The sequence below is a fragment of the Massilia sp. Masssp93 genome, from assembly GCF_059491295.1.
In genome coordinates, this window is record NZ_CP168502.1 from 2,981,562 (window position 1) to 3,003,241 (window position 21,680).

Genomic DNA, 21,680 nt, shown 5'->3' on the forward strand with positions numbered 1-21,680 from the left:
GTGTCATTGCGTCGGGCGCGCCTTCCGCCCGCGCGCCGCGTGGCCTACGCTAGAGGCCATCGCAGACCAGGAGCCTTCATGCCCACCTCGACCACCCTTTCCCTGCCCGTCCGGACACGCACACCGCTGCCCGGCCTCGCGCTGTGCGTGCTGCTGGCGTCGTTCGGCGCGAGCAGCGCCAACGTCGCCCTGCCCGCCCTGCAGCGCGCGTTCGGCACCGGCTTCGCGGCCGTGCAATGGATCGTGCTCGCCTACCTGCTGGCGGCAACGGCCGCCGCCGTCGGCGCGGGCCGCCTCGGCGACATGATCGGCCGGCGCCGCGTGCTGCTCGGCGGGATCGCGCTGTTCGCGGCGGCATCCGGCCTGTGCGCGCTGGCGCCCACGCTGCCGCTGCTCGTGGCCGCACGCGCGCTGCAGGGCCTGGGCGCCGCCGTGATGCTGGCCCTCGGCATGGCGCTGGCCGCCGCCAGCCTCCCGCAAGGCCGCACGGGCAGCGCGATGGGCCTGCTGGGCAGCATGTCGGCCGTCGGCACGGCGCTCGGGCCGGCATTGGGCGGGCTGCTGCTGGCGGGTCCGGGCTGGCGCGCCGTCTTCGGCGCGACGCTGGCGCCGGCCGTGCTGGCCCTTGCGCTGGTGCGGCGGCTGGCGGACGACGCGCCGGGCCGCGCGTCCGCGCCGCGGCCCCCGTTCGACCTGGCCGGCCTGCTGCTGCTCGTCGCGGCGCTGCTCGCGTTCGCGCTCGCGGCCACCGGCGCCGGCACGCTGTCGCGCGGCTGGCTGTTCGGCGCCGCCGCGCTGGGCACCGGGCTGTTCGTCCAGACCGAGGCGCGCGCCGCGGCGCCCCTCGTGCCGCTGGCGCTGCTGCGCGACCGCGTGCTGGCGTCGGGTTTCGCCATGAGCGCGCTGGCGATGGCATTGATGATGACGACGATGCTCGTCGGCCCGTTCTATCTCGGGCACGCGCTCGGGCTTGCGCCGGGCGGGGTCGGGCTCACGCTGGCGGCCGGTCCGTTCGTCGCGGCGCTGGCGGGCGTGCCGGCCGGGCGCCTCGTGGACCGGCGCGGCGCGCGCGCGGTGTGCGTGGCGGGGCTCGCGGCGATGGCGCTGGGATCGGGCCTGCTGGCGCTGGCGCCGCTCGCGGCCGGCGTCGCCGGCTGGATCGCGCCGCTGGCCGTGCTGACGGCGGGCTATGCGCTGTTCCAGGCCGCGAACAACACGACCGTGATGGAAGCCGCCGGCGGCGCCCGGCGCGGCGTGGCGGCGGGACTGCTGAACCTCGCGCGCCAACTGGGTCTGATCGCCGGGTCGGCCCTGCTGGGCGCCGCGTTCGCGGCCCGTCCGCGCGGGACGGCGCTGGAAGTCGCGGCCGCGGCCCACGCGACGTTCGCGCTGGCCACGCTGCTGCCGCTGCTGGCGCTGGCCACGGCCCGGCCGGGCAGGCGGACGCGCGCGGAATGACTCAGGCGGCCATGCTGCCGGGGACTTCGCACTGCAGGAATTTGTCGAATTCCGGCAGGGCCATCGGGCGCGCGAACAGATAGCCCTGCGCTTCGTCGCAGCGGCAGTCGCGCAGGGTCTCCATCACCTCTTCCGTCTCGATGCCTTCCGCGACCACCTTCAGGCCGAGCGCATGGGCCATGTGGACGAGGGCCGCGACGATTTCGTCGCCGTTGGCGTCCTGCGACTGCTCCAGGAAGAACGAGCGGTCCAGCTTGAGCACGTCGACGGGGAAACGCTTCAGGTACGACAGGCTCGAATAGCCGGTGCCGAAATCGTCCAGCGCCAGCGTCAGGCCCAGCCCCTTGAGGCGCCGCAGCACGTCGACGGATTGTTCGGTGTCCTCGATCAGCGCGCTTTCCGTCAGCTCCAGCTCCAGCGCGCGCGCCGGGAAACCCGATTCGCGCAACGCCTGCTCGACCTCGGCCACCAGGCTCGCCGTGCGCAGCTGGCGGGCCGACACGTTCACGGACACGTGGAGCTGCGTCCCGTATTTGTCGCCCAGGCGCTTGCCCACGCGGCAGGCTTCGACCAGCACCCATTTGCCGATCGCCTCGATGTGGCCGCGCTCTTCCGCGATCGGGATGAATTCGAGGGGCGACACCTGGCCGAGCTCAGGATGCTTCCAGCGCAGCAGCACTTCCACGCCGCGCAGGCGCAGGGTGCGCACGTCGATGCGGGGCTGGTAATGAAGTTCGAACTGGCCCAGTTCCAGCGCGCGCCGCAGCGCGGCCTCGATCTGCAGGCGGCGCCGCGCCTCCACGCTCATCTCGCGCTCGAAGAACTGGTACGAGCTCTCGCCCAGCGCCTTCGCCTTGTACATCGCCGTGTCCGCGTTCTGGAACAGCAGTTCGGGCGTCGGCGCATCCTGGCCCGACAGGCTGATGCCGATCGACGCGCCCACGCACATCTCCAGGCCGTCGATGTAGAACGGGACGGTCAGCGTCTTGAGCAGCCGCTGGGCGATGCCGGCGGCGGCCTCGCGGCCGGCGCAGTGGGCGGCCACGACGAATTCGTCGCCGCCCAACCGCGCCACGACGTCGCCCGGCCGCATGCACGATTGCAGCCGCTGGCCCACCTGCTGCAGCAGCACGTCGCCGGCCGCGTGGCCCAGCGAATCGTTGACTTCCTTGAAGCGGTTCAGGTCGATGAACATCACGGTCGTCGCCGCCTGGCTGCGCGCCTGCCCCAGCATCGCCTTCAGGTGGCCGTTGAGCCAGGCGCGGTTCGGGAGGCCCGTGAGGTCGTCGCGCGTGGCCAGCTGCTCGAGGCGCTCTTCGGCGCGCTTGCGGTCCGAGATATCGTGGAAGAACACGGACAAGCCGTCCTCGCGCGCATAGACGCGCAGGCTGAGCCACACGCCGGCGGGGTCGTAGAACGCTTCGAACGACGTGTTCTCGCGCCGCTCCATCGCGCGCCGGTAGGTGCTGGCGATCCCGGTGCCGGCCAGTCCTTCGGCCAGGTCCCACAACACGCGGCCCGTCGACGTGCCGGGCGTGACGCCCGCGAACACCTCGGCCAGCGTGTTCGCGTACGTGATCTCCCAGTTCCGGTTGACGGAGAAAAAACCGTCCTCGATGCTTTCCAGGACCGTGCGCACGTGCGCATGCGCGTGCTCGACCCGGTGCAGCATCTCCCGTTCGCGCGTGATGTCGCGCGAGACCAGCACGGCGCCGAACACGGCGCCGGTCGCGGGGTCCGTGACCTTGCGCACCTTCGTGCCGAGCGAGACGTAGTGGCCGTCCCGGTGCTGCTTGCGGACCTCGATCACGTCGTCGATGTCGCCGCCGGCAAGGATGCGCGCGAGCGCCGCGGTGGCCGCGCCCCGGTCGTCGGGATGCAGGAAGCACGTCACCAGCTCCCCCACCATCTCGGCCGCCTCGCGTCCGATCACGGTCTCGTACGACGGCGATACGTAGATGTAGCGGCCGTCGATGCCGCAATGCGCGATCAGGTCCATGCTGTGGTCCACGATCAGCCGGTGTTCCGCCTCGCTCCTGAGCGCGCGGTCGAGCGTCGCTTTCTGTTCCGTGACGTCGGCGAAGGCGCCGCTGAAACCCGCGCAACGTCCGTCGGCTGCGACGCGCGGCAGGCCGGACACGACGACCCGGCGCGCGCGCCCGTCCCCGCACCGGACCTGGACTTCGTGATCGAACGGCGCATGCCGCGCCAGCGCATCCGCGACGCCGCGCGCGGCCTCGTCCCCGGCCGCGTCGCCGCAGCCGCGCAGCCAGTCCAGCAGGCTCGCCGCGGCGGCGAACGGCGGCAGCACGTCCGGCCGGTGGTCGACGACCGACGTGCAGTTGCCGTGGAGATCCGTTGTCCAGATGCTCGCGATGAACGATGTGGGCTGTGCCATGGGATTCGAAAAAGGTGGGAACCGGAGGTTTTAGCCACCATTATGCGGCAGGGATGTTGCCGCATGAAAACTCTCACCGAGAATCTGTGGAAGCTGTTGCCCGGCTACAACTCAACAGGCAAGGCACGCGGACGCCCGCCGGCGCGACGGCGCGGGCCGGTCGGAGGGAGGCGTCGTGGAGAGGCGCGGCCCGGCCACCGGGGCCGGCACCGCGTGGCGGAGGGATTACTGGCGCAGCAGCGTGCGCAGCGTGCGCGACAAATCCTCGGCCGAGAACTTGGCGACGTAGGCGTCGGCGCGCACGTTCTTGACGTGTTCCTCGTTCGTCGTGCCGGACAGCGACGAGTGGATCACGACCGGCATGTTGCCGAAGCGCGCGTTGGACTTGATGTTGCGGGTCAGCGTGAAGCCGTCCATCTCCGGCATCTCGAGGTCGGTCAGCACGAGCGCGACCTTGTCGTGCACCGTCTTGCCTTCGGCCTCGGCGGCGGCGGCGATGTGGTTCAGCTGGTCCCAGCATTCCTTGCCGCTCTTGGTCATCACGAACGGCAGGCCCATCGCGTCGAGGCCCTGCTCGATCAGCGCGCGCGCGACGACGGAGTCGTCGGCCGCCAGGATCACGGCACCCGGCTTGAGCTTCATCTTGGCGCCGACCGCCTGTTCGATGTTCTCGCCCTCCGACTCCGGATTCAGGTTGCGCAGGATCGTCTCGACGTCCAGCACCTGGGCGAGGCGGGCCGGCTGGCCGTCGAACGCTTCGAGGCGCGCGATGCTCGTGACCATGCCGCTGCCGGCGCTCTTCTCGGCCGACATCACCTGGGTCCAGTCGAGGCGCACGATCTCTTCCACGCTTTCCACGGCGAACGCCTGCGTGGTGCGCGCGAATTCCGTCACCAGCATGATGTTCAGGCCGGTCTTGGGCGTGACGCCGGCGATGCCGGGCAGGTCGAGGACCTGGATGATCTGGCCGCGCAGGTTGACCACGCCGAGCACGTGGTCGGGTGCGCCGGCCACCTTGGTGATCGTCGGCATGGCGACGATTTCCCGGATTTTAAAGACGTTGATGCCGAACAGCTCGCTGTGCTCGCCGCTGGCGTCGCCGCCGAGACGGAAGAGCAAAAGCTCGAATTTGTTCGTGCCCGTAAGGTTGCTGCGCTCGTCGACTTCCTGCTGAACCGATTTCATGTCCCATCCCAAAAAGGTTGATTCTTTTGGGAAATTTTAGACGTGAACCGGCCGGCGGTGTAAAGACCAGCTTGAATCTTGGTAACTTTCTGGCGATTCCGTTCCAAAAAACCACACACATTTGACGAAATCGTAACGGGCCGGCGCGGCGGCCCCGGCTTTCCGCTCAATGCCCCGTGTAAGGCAGATAACTGATTCCGTTTTCGAGGGTGCCGACGAGCGCCGCCACGTTTTCCGGGCTTTCGCTGAACTTGACGAGCACCTCGGCGACGGTGGCCAGGTGCTGGTCCAGCGCGTTCGTCCAGAACGCCTGCCCCGTCGCGTCGGGCGCGCGGTGCAGGATGTTGGCGTAGAACTGGTTGACCAGCGCCCCGTTGCCGCTCAGGGACGCGTACCTGGCCTTGAACTCGTCGGATGCGACGAACGCGTTCGCCACGTCGGTCAGGGCGACGCCCATGTCGAGCCGGCTGATCCAGAAGCCGATGCCGAAGTCGTCGGGCGTCCGGTCGAACGCGGCCTGGTACAGCCGGTACGCCTCGCCGGCGGCGCCGTCCACGTCGAATGCCGTCCCCGTCGTGCCGAGCACGACCCGCTCGACGTTCACGAGGCTGGCCCCGTACCCGCCTTCGTCCCACACGTTGGTCGTGCCCACGCCCGGGCCGGGCGTATGCAGCATGTACAGGCCGGCGCCGATGAACGTGTCGACGCCGCTGCCGCCGTCGACGGTGCCGAGCGTGCCGCCACTCTCGAGGATGGTGTCGTTGCCGGCGCCCAGGTCGATGGTGTCGCCGGCGTTCAACGCGACGGTATCGGCCGCGGCGCCGCCGAACACGAGCCGGTGATCCTCGACGTAGCCGCGGTTGTCCGCGTATTCGACGCGCGCGCGCAGCAGTTCCGACGCCGCGGCGCCCACGGCGAAATCGGGGCCGGTGGCGCCGGGCAGCGCGGTCCAGGTCTTGCCGTCCGTGCTGCTCTCCCAGCCGTAATACACGGTGCCCAGCCCGTCCGCATCGGTCGCGGCGGCGTGCAGGGTCTGGCCCGGCGCATACGTGCCGGAAATCGCGACGCTGCCCCAATGATTGTTGTAGATGTTCAGGACGTCGTCGCTCGCCACGGATTCCGCGTGGCCGCGGCCATCCACGTAGCTGGCGACGACCGTGACCTTCTTCCCGACCTGGTCGGGCGTCATGGTGAAGTCCGTGCCGGTGGCACCCGCGATCGCCTGGCCGTCGACTTTCCACTGCCAGCTGACCGTTCCGACGCCGTCCGCGTCGTCCAGGCCGTTGAAGACATGCACCAGGTTCGGATCGGTCTCGGCAGGCACGACCCAGACGACGCCGGTCGGCCGGTCGTTGACGTCGAGCACGGACAGGCTGTTGCTGCCGTCGACCTGATGCGCCGCGCCGGCCGGGTCGGTGTACAGCAGCTTGACGGACATCGCCTTGCCGACCTGCTGCTCGGCCGGGTAGAACGTGGCGCCGTCCGTCGTGGCGACGACCTGGCCGTCGGCCAGCCATTGATAGCGGACCGTCCGCACATCCTCCCCGTCCGTCGTCAGGCTGGCGGTCAACGCCGAGTTCTCGAAAACCATGCCGGCAGGAATGCCGCCTAATGTCACCTTGATCAATGGATCCTCCCGATATGCGTGTTGCGCGACGGCGCGAAGACCCGCATTGTTACATCGGGCGCCACCGAAAAGTTGCACACATTGTCACACCGCGGACCCGACGGCGCTGCCCGCATCGACCTCGCGCAGCGCCTGCCGGGCCATCTCGAGGATGCCGTCGAACGATTTGGCAGCCGCGATGAAGCGCCCGTTATGGCAGAAGCCCGCGTCCGGCACGCCCGTGACGGCCGCCAGGTCGGCGTCGCGCAGGCCGGCCCAGGCCGCCGGCAGGTCGGCGCGCGCGTCGAAGCTCTCGGCGCTGACGGGCACCGTGTGGATCATGTGGCGCTGCTCGGCCAGGTTGTAGCTGATGACGAACAGGACCTTCGGCATCTCCTTGCGCACGACGGCCGTCCACGGCAGCGCCGCATTCCTGAGGAACAGCACGCGGCCGCCCTCCAGCACCTCGGCATGGCGCACCTGCTCGACCGCGAGCACCGCGCCCACGCGGTATTTGACGGCATTGATCATCAGGTCCGTCAGCAGGCCCAGCACGCGGCGGAACTGCGCGTCGCGGTACGCTTCCGCCGCGGCGCCATAGCCGAGGCGCTGCTCGTCCATCCAGTTCGGATTGAAGCCGGACACGATGGCCGACAGGCCGTAGCTGCCGGGCGCGTTGCGGGCCGCGCCGACGTCGGACAGGTCGAGGTATTGCACGACGTCGGCGTCGATCGCGTACGCCATCTGCTGGGCGGCCTCGTCCGACAGTCTGTGGCCCGCGTGGCGCTCGGCCAGCAGGGCGACGCAGCGCGCGCCGTGTTCGCGCCACACGAGGCCGGCGCTGGCATACGGCACGCCGCTGACGCGGGCGCCGTCGAAGCCTTTCTGGTGGTGGTCGAAACGGCCCGCGGCCGGGTCCCACACGCCGCCCACGTCGATCGCGACGTCGGCCTTGGCGATGATGGCCGGGTCGCGCGTGCGCACGAGTTCGGCCTCGGGGTACAACAACATCAGGACGGCCACCGCCCACGCATCGTCCGCGTGGAATTTGCCGCCATGGGTCACGATCAACATGCTTGCTCCAGTGTGAATGCCCGGCACCGCGCCGTCGTGCACACGCCCGGCATGCGCACCGCATGCCAGATGATACCGGCTTTGGCCGCAAGGCCGGGCACGGGTATGATGACAGCAAAGGAGGCGCCATGCCGATCCGCTTACCCGTCCTGCCCCTCGCCTTCATGCTTGCGTTCGGCCTGGCGCCCGCCGCCGCGCGCGCGGACGCGCAGGCGGGCGCCGGCGCGGCGAAGGGCTCGCTCGTGATCGCCGGCGGCGCCCTGCGCGCCGACAACGCCCCGGTCTGGAAAAAGATCGTCGAGCTGGCCGGCGGCCCCGGCGCGCGCATCGCCGTGTTTCCGACGGCGTCCGCGAATCCGGAGCGCTCCGGCCGCGCCACGGCCGCGATCCTGGCGGACTACGGCGCCCGGGCCTTCGTCGTGCCGGTGTCCGCGCACCTGGCCGGCACCGACGTACGGCGCGCCGCCGACGATCCGCAACTGGCGGCCAGCGTGCGCGCGGCCGGCGGCGCGTTCTTCGTCGGGGGCGACCAGGGCCGCATCACGGCCGCGCTGCGCCACGCCGACGGCACCGACAGCGCCCTGCTGGACGCGCTGTGGGACATGTACCGGCGCGGTGGCGTCATCGCCGGCACGAGCGCCGGCGCGGCCATCATGAGCAAGACGATGTTCTACGAAGGCCGCGCGCCCCTGCCCACGCTGCGCGACGGCGTCACGGACGGCCGCGACATCGCGCCGGGCCTCGGCTTCATCGGCGACGACGTGTTCGTCGACCAGCACCTGCTCATCCGCGGCCGCTTCGCGCGCATGCTGCCCGCGATGCTGGCCAAGCACTACCGCCTCGGCCTGGGCATCGACGAGAACACGGCGGCCGTCGTCGCGCCGGACCGCTCGATCGCGGTCATCGGCTACAAGGGCGCGCTGCTGCTCGACCTCGGCCAGGCCAGCGTCGACCCGGCGCACGCCGGCTTCAACGTCGCCGGCGCCCGCATCAGCTACCTCGACAGCGGCGACCGCTACGACCCGGCCAGCGGCCGCTTCACGCCCGGCCCGGACAAGGAGCACGTCGACGCCGCCGACCCGTCGTACCGCGGCCCGCTGTTCGCCCCGGACATCCTCGGCAACACGGCGGTCGTCGACCTGCTGATGAAGCTGTGCGACAGCGATCAGGTGCGGGCCACCGGCATCGCGTTCGGCGACCCGGCGGGCGCCGCGCCCGAGCGCGGTTTCGAATTCACCTTCACGCGCACGCCGGAGAGCGAAGGCTGGGAGTCGAACCGGGCCGACACCTATTCCGTGTACCGCGTGCGCATGGACGTGCGGCCGGTGCGGCTGGCGTTGCCGCTGTACCGCGTCGAATGACGCTCAGCGCGCGATCGACACGGCCAGCGTTTCCTTGACCTCTTCCATCACGACATAACTCTTCGACTGGCCGCCGTCCGCCACGTGCAGGATCTCGCCCAGCAGCCTGCGGTATTCCGTCATCTCCGGAATGCGCGCCTTGATCAGGTAATCGAAATCGCCCGACACGAGGTGGCACTCCATCACCTCGGGCAGCGCCAGCATCGCGCGCCGGAAGCGCTCGAACGCCTGCTCCGATTTCTGGCGCAGGGTGATCTCCACGAACACGAGGATCTGCAGCCCGAGCAGGCGCGGCGCCACGCGCGCGTGGTAGCCGGCGATGACGCCGTCGCGCTCCATCCGCTTGACCCGTTCGATGCAGGGCGTCAGCGACAGGCCGACGCGCTCGGCCAGGTCCTTCATCACGATGCGGCCGTCGTCCTGCAGGATGGACAGGATGTGCAGGTCGATGCGGTCCAGCACACGGTTCGAGTCTTTTTGCACGCGCATGATTTTTCACTAAAAAGTAAATCGCAAACCGAAACTATTATGGCAGTCCCACAACTAAAATGAAAACATATTCTAATTCCTAAACAACTAGAGACACAGGGAAAGCTATGCGCGTCATCGTACTCGGCAGCGGCGTGGTCGGCGTGACCACCGCTTACTATCTGGCCAGGGCCGGCCACGACGTCACCGTCATCGACCGCCAGCCGGGTCCGGCCCTCGAGACCAGTTTCGCCAACGCCGGCCAGATCTCGCCGGGCTATGCGTCGCCCTGGGCCGCGCCGGGCATTCCGCTGAAAGCCTTCAAATGGCTGTTCCAGCGCCACGCGCCGCTGGCCATCCAGCCCGACGGCTCCCTCTTCCAGCTGCAATGGATGTGGGAGATGTTCAGGAATTGCGACGCCGGCCGCTATGCCGTCAACAAGGAACGTATGGTACGCCTCGCGGAGTACAGCCGCGATTGCATCCGTGCGCTGCGCGCCGAGACGGGCATTGCGTACGAAGGCCGCCAGCAAGGCACCCTGCAGCTGTTCCGCACGCAGGCGCAGTTCGACGGCGCCGCCAAGGACATCGAGGTGCTGAAGGAGGCCGGCGTGCCGTTCGAGGCGCTGACCCGCGACCAGCTAGCCAATGCCGAGCCGGCGCTGGGCCACGTGCGCGACAAACTGGTCGGCGGCCTGCGCCTGCCGAACGACGAAACGGGCGACTGCCAGCTGTTCACGACGCGCCTGGCGCAGATGGCGCGCGACCTCGGCGTGCGCTTCCAGTTCGACACGGCGATCGAACGCCTCGACATCGCGCACGGCCAGGTCGTCGGCGTGCAGACGGACAAGGGCCGCGTGACCGCCGACCGCTACGTGCTGGCGCTGGGCAGCTATTCGCGCCTGCTGCTGCAGGGCCGGTTCCGCGTGCCGGTCTACCCGCTCAAGGGTTATTCGATCACCGTGCCGATCGTCGACGCGGCCAGGGCGCCCGTGTCCACGATCCTCGACGAGACCTATAAAATCGCCGTCACCCGCTTCGACGACCGCATCCGCGTGGGCGGCATGGCGGAGATCGCGGGCTACAGCCGCGTGCTGAATCCGCGCCGCCGCGCGACGCTTGAACTGGTCGTGAACGACTTGTTCCCGGGCGGCGGCGACGTGTCGCGCGCCAAGTTCTGGACGGGCCTGCGTCCGATGACGCCGGACAGCACGCCGATCGTCGGCGCCACGCCGCTGTCGAACCTGTTCCTGAACACGGGCCATGGCACGCTGGGCTGGACGATGGCATGCGGCTCGGCCAGCGTCATCGCGGACCTGGTCAGCGGCAGGGTCCCCGCGATCCACGCCGACGACCTGGCCGTGTTCCGCTACGCCGGCACGCGCACGGCCGCCATGCGCCCGGCGCTGGCCAAGGCATGAACGCGGCCGCACACCCCGCCCACGTGGCCCGGGCTGCGCGGGCCGGCGCCGTGCTGACGGTCGACCTGGATGCCGTCGCGGCCAATTATCGCTTGCTGGTGGAACGCGCCGGCGGCGCCGTCGTCGCCGGCGTGATGAAGGCCGATGCCTATGGCCTCGGCATGGCGCACGTGGCGCCGGCCCTCGTGCGCGCGGGCTGCCGCGTGTTCTTCACGGCCCACGTCGAGGAAGGCATGCGGCTGCGCGCCATCGTCCCGCCCGACCTCACCGTCTACGTGCTGCACGGGCCGCCGCCAGGCACCGCGGCCGACTTCATCGAACACGGTTTGATCCCGGTGCTGAACGACCCCGGCCAGGTGCGCGCGTGGAGCGCCGCGTGCACGCGCGCGGGCCGGCGCCTCGCCGCGGCGGTGCAGGTCGACAGCGGCATGTCGCGCATGGGGCTGTCTCCCGCCGACCTGGAGGCGCTGGGCGACCCGCGCGACTGGCTGGCCGCATTCGAGCCGGTCCTGCTGATGAGCCACCTGGCCTGCGCGGACATGCCCGGCCATCCGCTGAACGCGCGCCAGCGCGCGCGCTTCGACGCCATCCGCGCGCGGTTCCCGGCCATGCCGGCGAGCCTCGCGAATTCGTCGGCCATCTTCCTCGGGCCGGACTTCCGCCATGACCTCGTGCGTCCCGGCGCCGCGCTGTACGGCATCAATCCGCAACCGGGACATGCGAATCCGCTGCGCCAGGCGGTGTCGCTGGATGCCCGCATCGTGCAGGTGCGGACGATCGGGGCCGGCGACGCCGTCGGCTACGGCGCCCGCTACGTGGCGGACGGCACGCGCCGCATCGCCACCATCGCCGTCGGCTACGCGGACGGCTGGCTGCGCGCGCTGTCCGGCCGCGGCTGCGCCTGGATCGACGGCGTGCGCGTGCCCATCGCCGGCACGGTCTCGATGGACAGCATCACGCTGGACGTCACCGGCATCCCCGAGGCGCGCCTGCAGCCGGGGATGACGGTCGAACTGCTCGGCGCGCACCAGCACGTGGACGCGGTCGCGGCCGACGCCGGGACGATCGGGTACGAGGTGCTGACGCGCCTGGGCAGCCGCTTCGAACGGCGCTACTCGCCGATGCGCTGATCCAGGATGTCCGTGCCGTAGGAATTGTCGACCGTGCACACCCAGCGCGCGCCGGCATCCCTGCGGAACACATAGGTGGCGCGCCGCCTGGCGCTCACCTTCTCCCCCGCTTCCAGATAATCGAGCGTCGACTCCATGATGACGAGGGCGGTATCGCCGCCCTCGATCACGTCGATGCGCCCCTGCCCGACCACGAGGCTGTGCCGGACGTGCTCGGCGATCTTCACGAACGCCGCGCGGATCTTGTCCTTGCCCGTGACGTGCAGGCCGGGCTTGACGACGAGCGTCGCGTCGTCGGCGTAAAAATCCATCAGCGCGTCGAAATCCTCCGCCGTGATGGCGGCATCGGCGGCGCGGATGACGTGTTCGAGGGGATGGGAAGCCATGGTGTCTCCTTGTGGACGGGCCGTGGAGACTGGCTTGCTGCAGACCCGCCTCCAGGCGGGTTGCAATAAAAAGCGCTAACCCACCATCCGGTTGATGGTGGTAATAATCGCTTGAGGGGTAAGACGTACTCGGTTCATGACACGATACTAACAAAGAGATGTGCCGGAAGCAACGCCGACCCGTTGCGGCCATGAGTCGACCCAAGTGCAAATCGACGAACTATCCTTACATATTTCGGACACGATCCGGTTTATATTGTCGTCCACGCAATTCCATTTTCCCGACAACAAAGGAGTCTTCCAGCATGATGAAGCGTTTCTTGATCGCCGCCGGCGCGGCATGTGTCCTCAGCGCGTGCGCCCAGGACCCGGGCACCGAGGGGCAAAAGCTCTCGCGCGAGGACCGCGAGGCGCCGACCGGCAGCATGCTGCCGCGCCGCCACGCGCCCAACAATGCACAGGTGATCAACAAGGACCAGATCGACACCAACCAGATCCTGAACCCGGGCGCCATCCAGCCGCACGTGAAGCCCTGAGCGTGCGCTTCCGATCGGCCGGACCTGTCACAAACGTCCGGCCCGTTCCGTCTAATGGACAGGAGGCTGCATTTCGCACCCCGTCCATTCGAAAGGAACCATCATGTCGCACGCTGCCCGCCTCAATCTGTTCGCCCTGCCCACGCCCGGCCTGAAGGCCATGATCAACCTGTCCCAGGCCGTCAAGCAGGGCGCGCTGGGGCCGCGCCTCGTCGAACTCGTCAACCTGCGCGTGTCGCAGCAGAACGGCTGCGGCCTCTGCGTGGACATGCACTGGCGCGACCTCGTGAAGCAGGGCGCCGACCCGCGCCACCTGAACAGCGTGGCCGCCTGGCGCGAATCGCCGTTCTTCAGCGAGCGCGAACGCGCGGCGCTGGCCTGGGCCGACGCCGTCAACGCCCTGCCCCGCCGCGACGACACCGACGCCGCGTGGCCGGCCTTGCGCGAGCATTTCACCGAGAACGAGATCGCGGAACTGGGCTATACGATCGCCGTCATCCGCGGCTGGAACGCCATCAACCTGTCGGTGCGCACCCAGATCCCGGTCGAACCGCCGGCCGGCATGTGATCAGCGTACGGTCGCGGCGTCGAACAGCGGATTCTCGATGAGCCCGAGGACGTTGCCGAACGGGTCCTTCAATTCCGCCACCTTGATGCCCTCGCCCACTTCCTGGATGGCCGCGTGGACGGTGGCGCCCAGGCCGACGATGCGCTCGACCTCGGCCGCGATGTCGTCCACGCCCCAGAAGGTCGTGGAGCCGGCCGTGCCAGGCGTACCGTCGGGCACGAGGCCCAGTTCGAAGCCGCCGACGGCGAAACCGGCGTAGAACGGCTGGTCGAAATATGGCTGGACGCCGAACACGGCGGCGAACCAGGTCTTGGCGCGGCCGAGGTCGGCCACGGGGTAGGTCACGGTACGCAGTCCCTTGATCATGGAAGTCTCCTGTCGAAAACCGACATGATGCCTGTTCCGCGCGGCCGTGGATTGGAAAAATGGAAGATGCGTTCCTTCACATCGGCCGGCCTCAGTTGCTGTAGAGCAGACCGCGGCCCGTTCCGGTGACGTAGATGCGGCCGTAGGTGTTCCAGTCGCCGGCCATCACGCCGATGCCGCCGAACTGGTGCGCGTCGTCGTTGAAGCGCGTCCACGTTGCGCCGGCGTCGTCGGAGCGGTACACGCCCCACACGCCGTTCATCGTGCCCACCACGTACACCGCGGCCGTGTACCTGGCGCCGGATCTGGCCTTGCCCAGGGCGATCACGCTGGCGCCCTGCGCGCCGGCGCCGGTCGCAAAACCGCTCAGCTTCGTCCAGGTCGCCCCCGAATCCACCGAGTGGTAGACGGTGTTGCCGTCGGCCAGCCAGACGTCGCCCTCGGCGTTCGGATTGACCGCCATCGAGGTGGCCCACCAGGCGTTGGGCGCCAGGTTCGCCGTCGTCGCGCCCTGGCTCGCCGTGAAGGTGTGTCCGCCATCGGTCGAGACGTAGACCTTGCCCGCCGTGCCCCACGATGCGCCGCCCGAATCGTACGCATAGACCTTGTTCGGGTTCTTGCGGTCGGCCGCCAGGCGATAGGCGCGATCCCAGCCGGAGGCGACGCTGGGCAGCGACGGCAGGTTGGTCGGGACCCAGCTGGCGCCATTGTTCGTGGTGTAGGACGGCACCGAGTTGGCCGGCGCCCAGACGGCATTGTTGCGAGCCGTGACCACGAGGTTCCCGGTGCCGCCCCGGTTCGACTGGGCGCCGGCCGGCAGGGCCGCGAAGTTCGACCACGTGTTGCCGCCGTCGCCGGACCAGAAGCCGAAGGCGGTGGAGGACCCGTTCAAGACGCCCGTACCCGCGATGTAGAGCGGGTCGGCCCACGCCACGTCGGCCGAATTGCCGTTGCTCCATTGGGTGGTGGGGCCCTTGGCCGGCTTCGCCGCGAGGTCCGTCTGGACCCATGTGCCGATGTCGCCGGCGCTGTTGACGAACTTGTACGATGCGCCGGCCGGCGGCGTGACGACGGCCTGGGTGGCGGTCTCCTCGAGGCCTGCGACCGCGTCGCTCCAGCTCGGCGTGGCCGACGAGGCGTTCCTCGTTTCCGTGACGCCGCCGCCGGTGATGTGGGAGATGTGGTCGCGGTTGGCCGGATCGATCTCGATGTCGTCCACCCAGCCCCCGCCGGTGCCGGCCGGCGTGTGCGGCATGCCGGCCTCGATTTCGCGCCAGGTGCTGCCGCCGTCGTCCGACAGCTGGACGACCTGGCCGAAGCCCCAGGTGTTGGAGACGCCCAGCGCGATGCGGGTCGTGGCGCCGCTGCCGTAGACCGACAGGCCGCCGTAGCCCGCGGAATCGTTGCTCGCGAGCAGGGTCCAGTGGGTGCCGTCGAACTTGTACAGTTTGGCGGGACCGGCGACCGAGGGGCCGGCGCCCTGGCTGAACGGCACGTACAGCATGCCGTCGGCGGCGCGCACCATGTGCGGGATGTGGTAGCCGGAGACCGGGACCGCGACCGGCTTCCACGACGTGCCGCCGTCGGTGGACTTGTACAGGTTCGAGGCCAGCCCCGCCGCCGCGACGTAGTCGGGCGCGATGGCCGCGTAGATGGCCTGGGTGGCCGTGCCGCCGCCCTTGGTGCCCGTGTCGAAGACGATCGTCTCGACGCCCATCGCGGTGCCGCCCGCGGCATTGATCTGGTCCTGCGTCATCGTCACGGACGACAGCGACGTGACCTGCGCCCAGGTGCGGCCCGCGTCGGTGCTCTTCCACAGGCCGGCCGTGCGCGAGCCGTAGAACAGCGTCGACGGCTTGTTGGGGTCGACCATCAGGCGTTCGCCGAGGGCCCGGCCGGGATTGTTGCCGCCCAGCGCGAACGGCAGGTCGTAGTGGGTCCAGGTGGTGCCGCGGTCGCTGGAGACGTAGATGCGGCCGTTGCCTTCGAACGTGTACATGCCGGTGGCCATGTAGACGAGCTGGTCGTTGTTCGGATCGAGGGCGATGCTTTCGACGCCGTGGAACCGGCTCTCGACCCCGCTGAAGCCCACGCCGTCGGTGATGGGCGTCCACGACATCGTGGCCTGGTTCCAGCGATACGCGCCGCCGATGTCGGTGCGGGCATACAGGACGTTCGCGGACGTCGGATGATAGACCAGGCCGGTGACGTAGCCCCCGCCGCCCCACTTCACGCTCGTCCAGGTGGCCGCCGCGGCGCTCGTCCCGCCCTGCGCGGCCGTGCCGGCCGGGTCGGTCGCGGTGCCGGTGCTGCCCGTGCCGCCTGTCGTGCCCGTGCTGCCTGTGCCGGCCGTCGCGCCGCTGCCGCCCGCGTTGGCCGCGGGGCCTGTGCCGGCCGTCGCGGGCGCGCTTCCCGTGCCGCCCGAGCCGCCGCCGCAACCCGCGGCAATGGTCATCGAGAGAATCGCCACGACGACGACACGTTTCCTGTAATTGTTCATGATGTCACTTCCCAGAGGAAAAGTAATCGGCCGTCGGGGAATCCGGCTTTGGCGCGATGACGGCATCCAGTCGTCGCGGGCATTGTGCGAGACGCCGCATGCGTCCGCAATTATCAAGACCGCCAGAACGCTGAATGAAATTTCACAGGACGCCGGCGCGCCCGGCTTGCGATCAGCGTGCCGGCCTGACGAACGATTGCGGCGGCGCGCCGGCGAACTGGCGGAACGCGTGGATGAGGTGGGACTGGTCGTAGTAGCCGCAATCGCCGGCCAGCCGCGCCCAGTCGACGGCGGCCGGCTGGCCGCGCACCGCGGCGTGCGCCGCGCGGAAGCGGCACACCATCGCGAACGTCTTGGCGCTCAAGCCCACGCGTTCGCGGAACAGCAGCGCCAGGTGCTGGCGCGTGACGCCGAGGCTGGACGCCAGCGCTTCGACGCGGACGGCGCCGCGCGTCGCTTCCATGCGCGCGACGGCCGCCCGCGCCAGCGTGTCCGCGCGCACGGGCGCGTGCGTGCGGACGCGCGCGAGCAGTGCCCGTTCGATGATGCCGAGCCGCTCGGCCGCCGTCCGCTCGCGCTCCCACAGCAGCGCCGCCAGCGCCTCCGCCTGCGCGCGCGGCCACAGGTCGGCCAGCGCCGGATGGCCGTCCTGCAGCTCGCACAGGGGCAGGTCGAAGAAGGCGCGCGCGGCGCCGGGCAGGAAGCGCACCGCGACCGTCAGCAGCGGCGCGGCCATCTCGACGTGGTGGGGGCGCGACATCATGCCCGCCACCTTGCCCAGCGGCGCGCCGTCCTGCCACAGGATGTCGATGCAATTGTCGGGCAGGACGCGCGTGCGCACGCGTGCGCCGTCCGGAACGGCGTGGCTCGTCCACAGGCAGGCCACGTGGCCGGCGAGCGCGGGATGCGGGGGGAATTCGCGGTACAGGTGCATGGGGGCGTCAGTTGCGACCGCGCCGCGCGCCCGCGCAGCCCAGCGCGAAGCCGATGCCGGCCAGGCCCCAGGCGATCGCGGCGACCACCTCGAATGTGTTGCGCAGCGCGGGATGCAGCACGGCCAGCGGCGGCAGGAGCAACGCGCGTACCAGGCAGATCGCGGCCATCACCGCCAGCCCGGTGCGCAGCAGGGGCGGCCGGCGCACCATGTCCAGCGCCGCGCACGCATACCACGCGCAGGTCGCCATCAGGCCGGCGATGGCGACGGCGCCCACCGGCGCGGGCCAGGTGCCGGCCCGCGCCGACGCCACGACGGCCGGCGGCGCGCCGAAATACGCGTACCAGGACGGGCCGGCCGGAATGGCCGCCACGTGGATGAGCGCTCCGACGGTCGCGATGGCGGCAGCCAGGAGGATCCACGGCCTGGAGGATGCGGTCATGCTGTCTCCCGATGTCGAAACCGCCATGATGTCACGGCAGCCACCGGCAAAGTGCGCGCATTGTCACGCCCGCCCTATCAGAATCGACGGGCCCGCCGTGCTGGCGCCGCCGGGCCCGCCGCCTATACTGGGTAGATTCGTCCGTTGCGGATGCGCCGGCCGTACCGCGGCGCTTGTCCTTTCCCACAGGAGACACAGCATGCACGCCACCCACCCGACCCGCCGTCCCACCTGGCCGGCGATCGCACTCGCCCTCGCCGTCGTGGCACCCGCCGCGGCCGCGCCCGACATCGACTCGGACGCCGCCTCGGCCCTGAGCGACACCAACAGCCGCGCCATGCGCGGGCGCGAGATCGTGCCGCCCGGCGTGATCCTGAACCTCAAGGGCAAGCAGCGCAACCTCGTGTGGCAGGGCAGCTACATCGTCAACACGTCGGGCTGCATCGACTGCCACACGCATCCGAGCTATTCGCCCGGCGGCGATCCGTTCCAGGGCCAGCCCGAGCGCGTCAACGCGGAACAGTACATGTCGGGCGGACGCCAGTTCGGTCCCTTCACGGCGCCGAACCTCACGCCCGACAACGCGGGCCGCCCGGCCGGCCTCACGCGCGACGAATTCGTGCGGACGCTGCGCACCGGCCACAATCCACACGACCCGGCCGGCCAGATCCTGCAAGTGATGCCGTGGCCGGCCGTCGGCAAGCTGACGACGCGCGACCTGTACGCCGTCTACGAATACCTGCGCGCGATCCCGTCACTGCCGGACAACCCGAATCCGGGGCCGTGACGGGGCCGGCGGTCACTGCATCGTGCAGGTCTGCAGGGCCGTATCGACTGCGTAGTTGCGTGCCGTGTCCCAGTACGTGAAGCTGTAGCGCACCACGTCGCCGATCTTCAGCCCGCCCGCGCTGTACGTATTGGTCGTGCCGTCGAGCCGCATGCGCACGTTCTGCTGGGTGCCGTTGTTCACGGTGTAGTGGACGTCGGCCCAGCTGCCCGTCGTCGTCGTGAACTGCAGCGTGGTCGCCGACGTCTGCGTCGCGTACGTCGGTCCGGACGGCGGCGGCGGCGGCGCCGTCGTGCCGGAATCCCACACGATGTCGTCGATGGCGAACTGGAAGGTCGATGCCGGCAGCTTGTTCGCGTCGCTCGAGATCATGAAGACGTCGAGCAGCGACTGCAGCGCCACCTTGGGCCCGATCAGCGTCGACACGGGAATGCTCCCCTGCGCCCAGTCGCCGTTGCGCACGAGGCCATATTGCGTCGTGTTCGCCGGGAAGTTCACCCAGTTCTGGTTCGTGTAGGTGTCGCCCACGCCGATGTTGAACGAGACGTTGGCCGGGATCTTGATGCGGAACTTCATGGTCCCGTTGCGGTAGTTCGTCAGGTCGTGCGCCTGGCGCGCCTGCACGCCGCCGCCGAACCACTGGCCGGGCGCCGTGTAATTCCAGGCGATGACGTTGGCGCCCTCGTACGGCGGCGTGTTGCCGGCGCCGGACGAGGCGCTGTTCCACAGGAAGATGTCGGAACTCGTGCCGGCCACCAGCTTGCCGTTCACGGCCGTCGTGTCGGTGAACACGCCGAACTTGCCCGCCACCTCGGGGACGGTCTGGTTGCCCAGCTTGACGGTGCCCTTGCCGTCCAGTTGATAGACGCGGACGTAGTCGACGTACATCGTGCCCGGCAGCGGCGCCGTCACCTGGCCCGGCGTGGCCGCGTCGGTGAAATTGCCGCCGACGGCGAGGTTCAGCAGCAGGTAGAACGGCGCCTGCAGCGCCGTCGAATTCACCGGCAGCGGCGCGTCGTACATATCGTGCTCGACGCCGTTGTCGACCGTCGTGAAGCGCATCTGGCTCTCCGTCCAGTACAGGCGGTAGGTGACGAAGCGGTTCGCCAGCGACGTCGCCGGCACGTACCAGTTCTTCGTCTGCCAGGCGGTCGAGGCGGCGCAGCTCTCGTTGCCGGGCACGCAGGCGGCCTGCTGCCACGTGATCACGTTCGAGCCGACGAAGTTGTTGGCCGGCGGCGACCCGGCCGCCGTGCGCGCCGACGCCTTGTGGCCCATCTCCATGATGTCGATCTCGCCGTTGCGCGGCCACGTCTGCGGGCTCGTGCCCAGCATCCACCCGGCCGGCCACAGCCCGGTCGCGACGTTCGGGGTGCTCATGCGGATCTCGATCATCCCGTACTGCACCTGCACCTTGCCGTGGCTGTCGATCTTCCCGGACGTGAAGACGTTGCTGCCCACCGTCTGGTTCTGCGCGCGGATCGCGAGCGCGCGCGTGCCCGGTTCGAACGGCACGTCGGCGATCGAGACGTTGTTCGGGCTGTAGTACTCCAGTTCCGCATTGCCGTAGCCGCACAGGTTGATCTGGCAGCCGTTGCCGTCGGTGGCGGTCCAGCGCGACGTGTCCAGGCTCGGGCCGTTGAATTCTTCCGACCACAGCAACTGGCCGATGGCCGGGCTGGTGACGCTCGCCGATGCGTGCATGCCGCACGCGAGCAGCAGCCCGGCCGTCGCCGCGTGGAAAGCTTTCCATTTCAAGTGATATTTCTGGTTTTCTTTATTCACTTCGACTCCTCTGTTTCACTGCGAAGAATTGTGGACGCCCTTGCCGGACGCACCACGCCGGGCCGGCTCGGTCGCCGGTCTTGTTGGGATTCTTGTGGAGACTGGAGTTGGAAACGTTTCCAACGCGGAAACGAAAATATAGTCCTGTTTTGTCGAGGCGTCAAATCATATCGTGCGGGCGACGGCCGACGCCCGCCTGCTCAGGTGACGATCGTCCCCTGGTGGTAGATCGCCTGCCATTGCCCGTCGCTGCGGCGCCATACGGTCAACCTGCGCGTGACGCGGCCCGGCTGGTGCAGCGTGTAGGTGAGCAGATAGTGATCGGCGCCGGCCGGTGCGACATGAAAATCCTCGGCGCGCCAGTCTTCCGGCTCCGGCCCGGCGGCGCGCTCGCGCAGGACGCCGAGCACATACTCCCTGCCATAACGCCGTCCCGATGCGCCGACTTCCCAGAACGTGGGCGCGGCGATACATTCCGCATCGTGTCCGGTGTGGAACAACGGTTCGAGCAGGCGCAATTCTGCAAGAACATGCGTCAATCCGGGCGGCGTGGCGGGTGTGGCATCCATCATGAATCGCCCGGGACGCTAGCGCCGCAACGACGGAAACAAACGATTCGTGCGCAATTTATAGTCCGCGTACGCGTTTCCAAAATGGGCCAGCATCATGTCTTCTTCACGATCGATCCTGGAAAAATACAGGAGCCCGAACGCGATCAGGAAAGCCGGACCCACGACAAAATTCCCGATCAACAGCAGTTGCGCGGCCGCGATGGCGTAGACGGCCGTGTACATCGGATGCCGGATCTTGCTGTAGATGCCGTCTGAAATGAGGTGATGCGCTTCCTTGACCTCGAGCGTCGGCGAAAACTGGCGGCCGAGATCGCGGTGCGATTTCCAGAACAGGAAAATGCCGACCACTGCGAGCGCACTGCCCACGAGGCCGGGACCTGTTGCGACTTCGTAGTCGGCGAAATCGAACAGGCGGGTAAAGAGGTATAACAACGGCATGGTCGTCGAGCCGGTCAACACCAGGATCAGGCAGAATTTGCCGAATGCGCCTTCGCGCGATTCGACGGCCTTGATCTTCTTGTTCCGGTATTCCAGCGGCGCGCGGATGATGAAACACAGCGCGAACATTGCGATGAAAACGGCGTCGAAGATCCCGGCATGATGCATGGCAGCTCCCTTGTTGTACGGACTGCGCAGGATAGTAGCATCCGGACCGCCTTGCGGATAAACTCGTGCGCGTCAAATGTCATCGATACCCGAACAA

20 protein-coding genes are annotated in these 21,680 nt (G+C 69.1%); 7 read left to right on the top strand and 13 right to left on the bottom strand.

What is annotated here, in order from left to right:
- Window positions 1-78: 78 nt before the first annotated feature.
- Window positions 79-1,458, top strand: coding sequence for an MFS transporter (locus tag ACEN9Q_RS12265; RefSeq protein WP_495628619.1), 1,380 nt, complete (start codon window positions 79-81; stop codon window positions 1,456-1,458).
- A gap of 1 nt (window position 1,459) precedes the next feature.
- On the opposite strand, the gene ACEN9Q_RS12270 is transcribed toward ACEN9Q_RS12265, so the two are convergent.
- The 4 genes from ACEN9Q_RS12270 to ACEN9Q_RS12285 form a co-directional block, all read right to left on the bottom strand.
- Window positions 1,460-3,856, bottom strand: coding sequence for a putative bifunctional diguanylate cyclase/phosphodiesterase (locus tag ACEN9Q_RS12270; protein ID WP_495628620.1), 2,397 nt, complete (start codon window positions 3,854-3,856; stop codon window positions 1,460-1,462).
- Between the two features lie 225 nt (window positions 3,857-4,081).
- Window positions 4,082-5,041: a chemotaxis protein gene (locus ACEN9Q_RS12275; RefSeq protein ID WP_056444083.1), complete on the bottom strand. Its 960-nt coding sequence runs from the start codon at window positions 5,039-5,041 to the stop codon at window positions 4,082-4,084.
- A 166-nt stretch (window positions 5,042-5,207) separates the two neighbouring features.
- Entirely contained in the window at window positions 5,208-6,632 is a 1,425-nt protein-coding gene (locus ACEN9Q_RS12280) for a DUF4214 domain-containing protein (protein ID WP_495628621.1), read from the bottom strand.
- Window positions 6,633-6,752: 120 nt separating this feature from the next.
- Window positions 6,753-7,721, bottom strand: a complete 969-nt coding sequence (locus ACEN9Q_RS12285; protein ID WP_056444078.1) for an MYG1 family protein — start codon at window positions 7,719-7,721, stop codon at window positions 6,753-6,755.
- A 128-nt stretch (window positions 7,722-7,849) separates the two neighbouring features.
- On the opposite strand from ACEN9Q_RS12285, the gene ACEN9Q_RS12290 reads away from it, so the two are divergent.
- Entirely contained in the window at window positions 7,850-9,082 is a 1,233-nt protein-coding gene (locus tag ACEN9Q_RS12290; RefSeq protein ID WP_229412751.1) for a cyanophycinase, read from the top strand.
- A gap of 3 nt (window positions 9,083-9,085) precedes the next feature.
- Here ACEN9Q_RS12290 and ACEN9Q_RS12295 read toward each other — a convergent pair whose 3' ends face one another.
- Complete coding sequence (locus ACEN9Q_RS12295) at window positions 9,086-9,571, bottom strand: Lrp/AsnC ligand binding domain-containing protein (protein ID WP_056444075.1); 486 nt, start codon at window positions 9,569-9,571, stop codon at window positions 9,086-9,088.
- Window positions 9,572-9,678: 107 nt separating this feature from the next.
- Here ACEN9Q_RS12295 and ACEN9Q_RS12300 point away from each other — a divergent pair, with 107 nt between their 5' ends.
- Window positions 9,679-10,971, top strand: a complete 1,293-nt coding sequence (locus ACEN9Q_RS12300; RefSeq protein ID WP_495628622.1) for a D-amino acid dehydrogenase — start codon at window positions 9,679-9,681, stop codon at window positions 10,969-10,971.
- Window positions 10,968-12,101, top strand: a complete 1,134-nt coding sequence (gene alr, locus ACEN9Q_RS12305; RefSeq protein ID WP_495628623.1) for an alanine racemase — start codon at window positions 10,968-10,970, stop codon at window positions 12,099-12,101. Before ACEN9Q_RS12300 ends, alr begins: the two co-directional genes overlap by 4 nt.
- Here alr and ACEN9Q_RS12310 read toward each other — a convergent pair.
- Entirely contained in the window at window positions 12,083-12,487 is a 405-nt protein-coding gene (locus ACEN9Q_RS12310) for a YybH family protein (RefSeq protein WP_495628624.1), read from the bottom strand. The two genes, alr and ACEN9Q_RS12310, sit on opposite strands and share 19 nt — an antisense overlap.
- 305 nt (window positions 12,488-12,792) lie before the next feature.
- Here ACEN9Q_RS12310 and ACEN9Q_RS12315 point away from each other — a divergent pair, with 305 nt between their 5' ends.
- Window positions 12,793-13,023 (top strand): hypothetical protein, encoded by a 231-nt coding sequence (locus tag ACEN9Q_RS12315; RefSeq protein ID WP_495628625.1) that lies wholly within the window; start codon window positions 12,793-12,795, stop codon window positions 13,021-13,023.
- A gap of 103 nt (window positions 13,024-13,126) precedes the next feature.
- Window positions 13,127-13,591, top strand: coding sequence for a carboxymuconolactone decarboxylase family protein (locus ACEN9Q_RS12320; protein ID WP_495628626.1), 465 nt, complete (start codon window positions 13,127-13,129; stop codon window positions 13,589-13,591).
- Here the strand turns inward: ACEN9Q_RS12320 and ACEN9Q_RS12325 are convergent, their stop codons facing one another.
- From ACEN9Q_RS12325 to ACEN9Q_RS12340, 4 genes are all read right to left on the bottom strand, one after another.
- Entirely contained in the window at window positions 13,592-13,957 is a 366-nt protein-coding gene (locus tag ACEN9Q_RS12325; RefSeq protein ID WP_495628627.1) for a VOC family protein, read from the bottom strand.
- A 91-nt stretch (window positions 13,958-14,048) separates the two neighbouring features.
- The gene (locus ACEN9Q_RS12330) at window positions 14,049-16,457 is read right to left on the bottom strand and encodes a dockerin (protein ID WP_495628628.1); all 2,409 of its coding nucleotides are present in this window, start codon (window positions 16,455-16,457) and stop codon (window positions 14,049-14,051) included.
- A 172-nt stretch (window positions 16,458-16,629) separates the two neighbouring features.
- Entirely contained in the window at window positions 16,630-17,391 is a 762-nt protein-coding gene (locus tag ACEN9Q_RS12335; RefSeq protein ID WP_495628629.1) for a DUF6597 domain-containing transcriptional factor, read from the bottom strand.
- 7 nt (window positions 17,392-17,398) lie between these two features.
- Entirely contained in the window at window positions 17,399-17,833 is a 435-nt protein-coding gene (locus ACEN9Q_RS12340; RefSeq protein WP_495628630.1) for a hypothetical protein, read from the bottom strand.
- A gap of 199 nt (window positions 17,834-18,032) precedes the next feature.
- Between ACEN9Q_RS12340 and ACEN9Q_RS12345 the strand changes: the two genes are divergently transcribed.
- Window positions 18,033-18,620: a hypothetical protein gene (locus tag ACEN9Q_RS12345; protein WP_495628631.1), complete on the top strand. Its 588-nt coding sequence runs from the start codon at window positions 18,033-18,035 to the stop codon at window positions 18,618-18,620.
- 12 nt (window positions 18,621-18,632) lie between these two features.
- Here ACEN9Q_RS12345 and ACEN9Q_RS12350 read toward each other — a convergent pair whose 3' ends face one another.
- The 3 genes from ACEN9Q_RS12350 to ACEN9Q_RS12360 form a co-directional block, all read right to left on the bottom strand.
- The gene (locus tag ACEN9Q_RS12350) at window positions 18,633-20,405 is read right to left on the bottom strand and encodes a glycoside hydrolase family 16 protein (RefSeq protein WP_495628632.1); all 1,773 of its coding nucleotides are present in this window, start codon (window positions 20,403-20,405) and stop codon (window positions 18,633-18,635) included.
- A gap of 200 nt (window positions 20,406-20,605) precedes the next feature.
- A complete protein-coding gene (locus ACEN9Q_RS12355) occupies window positions 20,606-20,977 on the bottom strand; it encodes a nuclear transport factor 2 family protein (protein WP_495628633.1) in 372 nt (123 codons plus the stop codon).
- Between the two features lie 15 nt (window positions 20,978-20,992).
- Complete coding sequence (locus tag ACEN9Q_RS12360; RefSeq protein ID WP_495628634.1) at window positions 20,993-21,583, bottom strand: protein-S-isoprenylcysteine O-methyltransferase; 591 nt, start codon at window positions 21,581-21,583, stop codon at window positions 20,993-20,995.
- Window positions 21,584-21,680 lie beyond the last annotated feature (97 nt).

Bases quoted from the DNA above. Each gene is read 5' to 3' on its own strand.
- ACEN9Q_RS12265 (WP_495628619.1), top strand. From the start codon at position 79: ATGCCCACCTCGACCACCCTTTCCCTGCCCGTCCGGACACGCACACCG.
- ACEN9Q_RS12270 (WP_495628620.1), bottom strand. From the start codon at position 3,856: ATGGCACAGCCCACATCGTTCATCGCGAGCATCTGGACAACGGATCTC.
- ACEN9Q_RS12275 (WP_056444083.1), bottom strand. From the start codon at position 5,041: ATGAAATCGGTTCAGCAGGAAGTCGACGAGCGCAGCAACCTTACGGGC.
- ACEN9Q_RS12280 (WP_495628621.1), bottom strand. From the start codon at position 6,632: ATGGTTTTCGAGAACTCGGCGTTGACCGCCAGCCTGACGACGGACGGG.
- ACEN9Q_RS12285 (WP_056444078.1), bottom strand. From the start codon at position 7,721: ATGTTGATCGTGACCCATGGCGGCAAATTCCACGCGGACGATGCGTGG.
- ACEN9Q_RS12290 (WP_229412751.1), top strand. From the start codon at position 7,850: ATGCCGATCCGCTTACCCGTCCTGCCCCTCGCCTTCATGCTTGCGTTC.
- ACEN9Q_RS12295 (WP_056444075.1), bottom strand. From the start codon at position 9,571: ATGCGCGTGCAAAAAGACTCGAACCGTGTGCTGGACCGCATCGACCTG.
- ACEN9Q_RS12300 (WP_495628622.1), top strand. From the start codon at position 9,679: ATGCGCGTCATCGTACTCGGCAGCGGCGTGGTCGGCGTGACCACCGCT.
- alr (WP_495628623.1), top strand. From the start codon at position 10,968: ATGAACGCGGCCGCACACCCCGCCCACGTGGCCCGGGCTGCGCGGGCC.
- ACEN9Q_RS12310 (WP_495628624.1), bottom strand. From the start codon at position 12,487: ATGGCTTCCCATCCCCTCGAACACGTCATCCGCGCCGCCGATGCCGCC.
- ACEN9Q_RS12315 (WP_495628625.1), top strand. From the start codon at position 12,793: ATGATGAAGCGTTTCTTGATCGCCGCCGGCGCGGCATGTGTCCTCAGC.
- ACEN9Q_RS12320 (WP_495628626.1), top strand. From the start codon at position 13,127: ATGTCGCACGCTGCCCGCCTCAATCTGTTCGCCCTGCCCACGCCCGGC.
- ACEN9Q_RS12325 (WP_495628627.1), bottom strand. From the start codon at position 13,957: ATGATCAAGGGACTGCGTACCGTGACCTACCCCGTGGCCGACCTCGGC.
- ACEN9Q_RS12330 (WP_495628628.1), bottom strand. From the start codon at position 16,457: ATGAACAATTACAGGAAACGTGTCGTCGTCGTGGCGATTCTCTCGATG.
- ACEN9Q_RS12335 (WP_495628629.1), bottom strand. From the start codon at position 17,391: ATGCACCTGTACCGCGAATTCCCCCCGCATCCCGCGCTCGCCGGCCAC.
- ACEN9Q_RS12340 (WP_495628630.1), bottom strand. From the start codon at position 17,833: ATGACCGCATCCTCCAGGCCGTGGATCCTCCTGGCTGCCGCCATCGCG.
- ACEN9Q_RS12345 (WP_495628631.1), top strand. From the start codon at position 18,033: ATGCACGCCACCCACCCGACCCGCCGTCCCACCTGGCCGGCGATCGCA.
- ACEN9Q_RS12355 (WP_495628633.1), bottom strand. From the start codon at position 20,977: ATGATGGATGCCACACCCGCCACGCCGCCCGGATTGACGCATGTTCTT.
- ACEN9Q_RS12360 (WP_495628634.1), bottom strand. From the start codon at position 21,583: ATGCATCATGCCGGGATCTTCGACGCCGTTTTCATCGCAATGTTCGCG.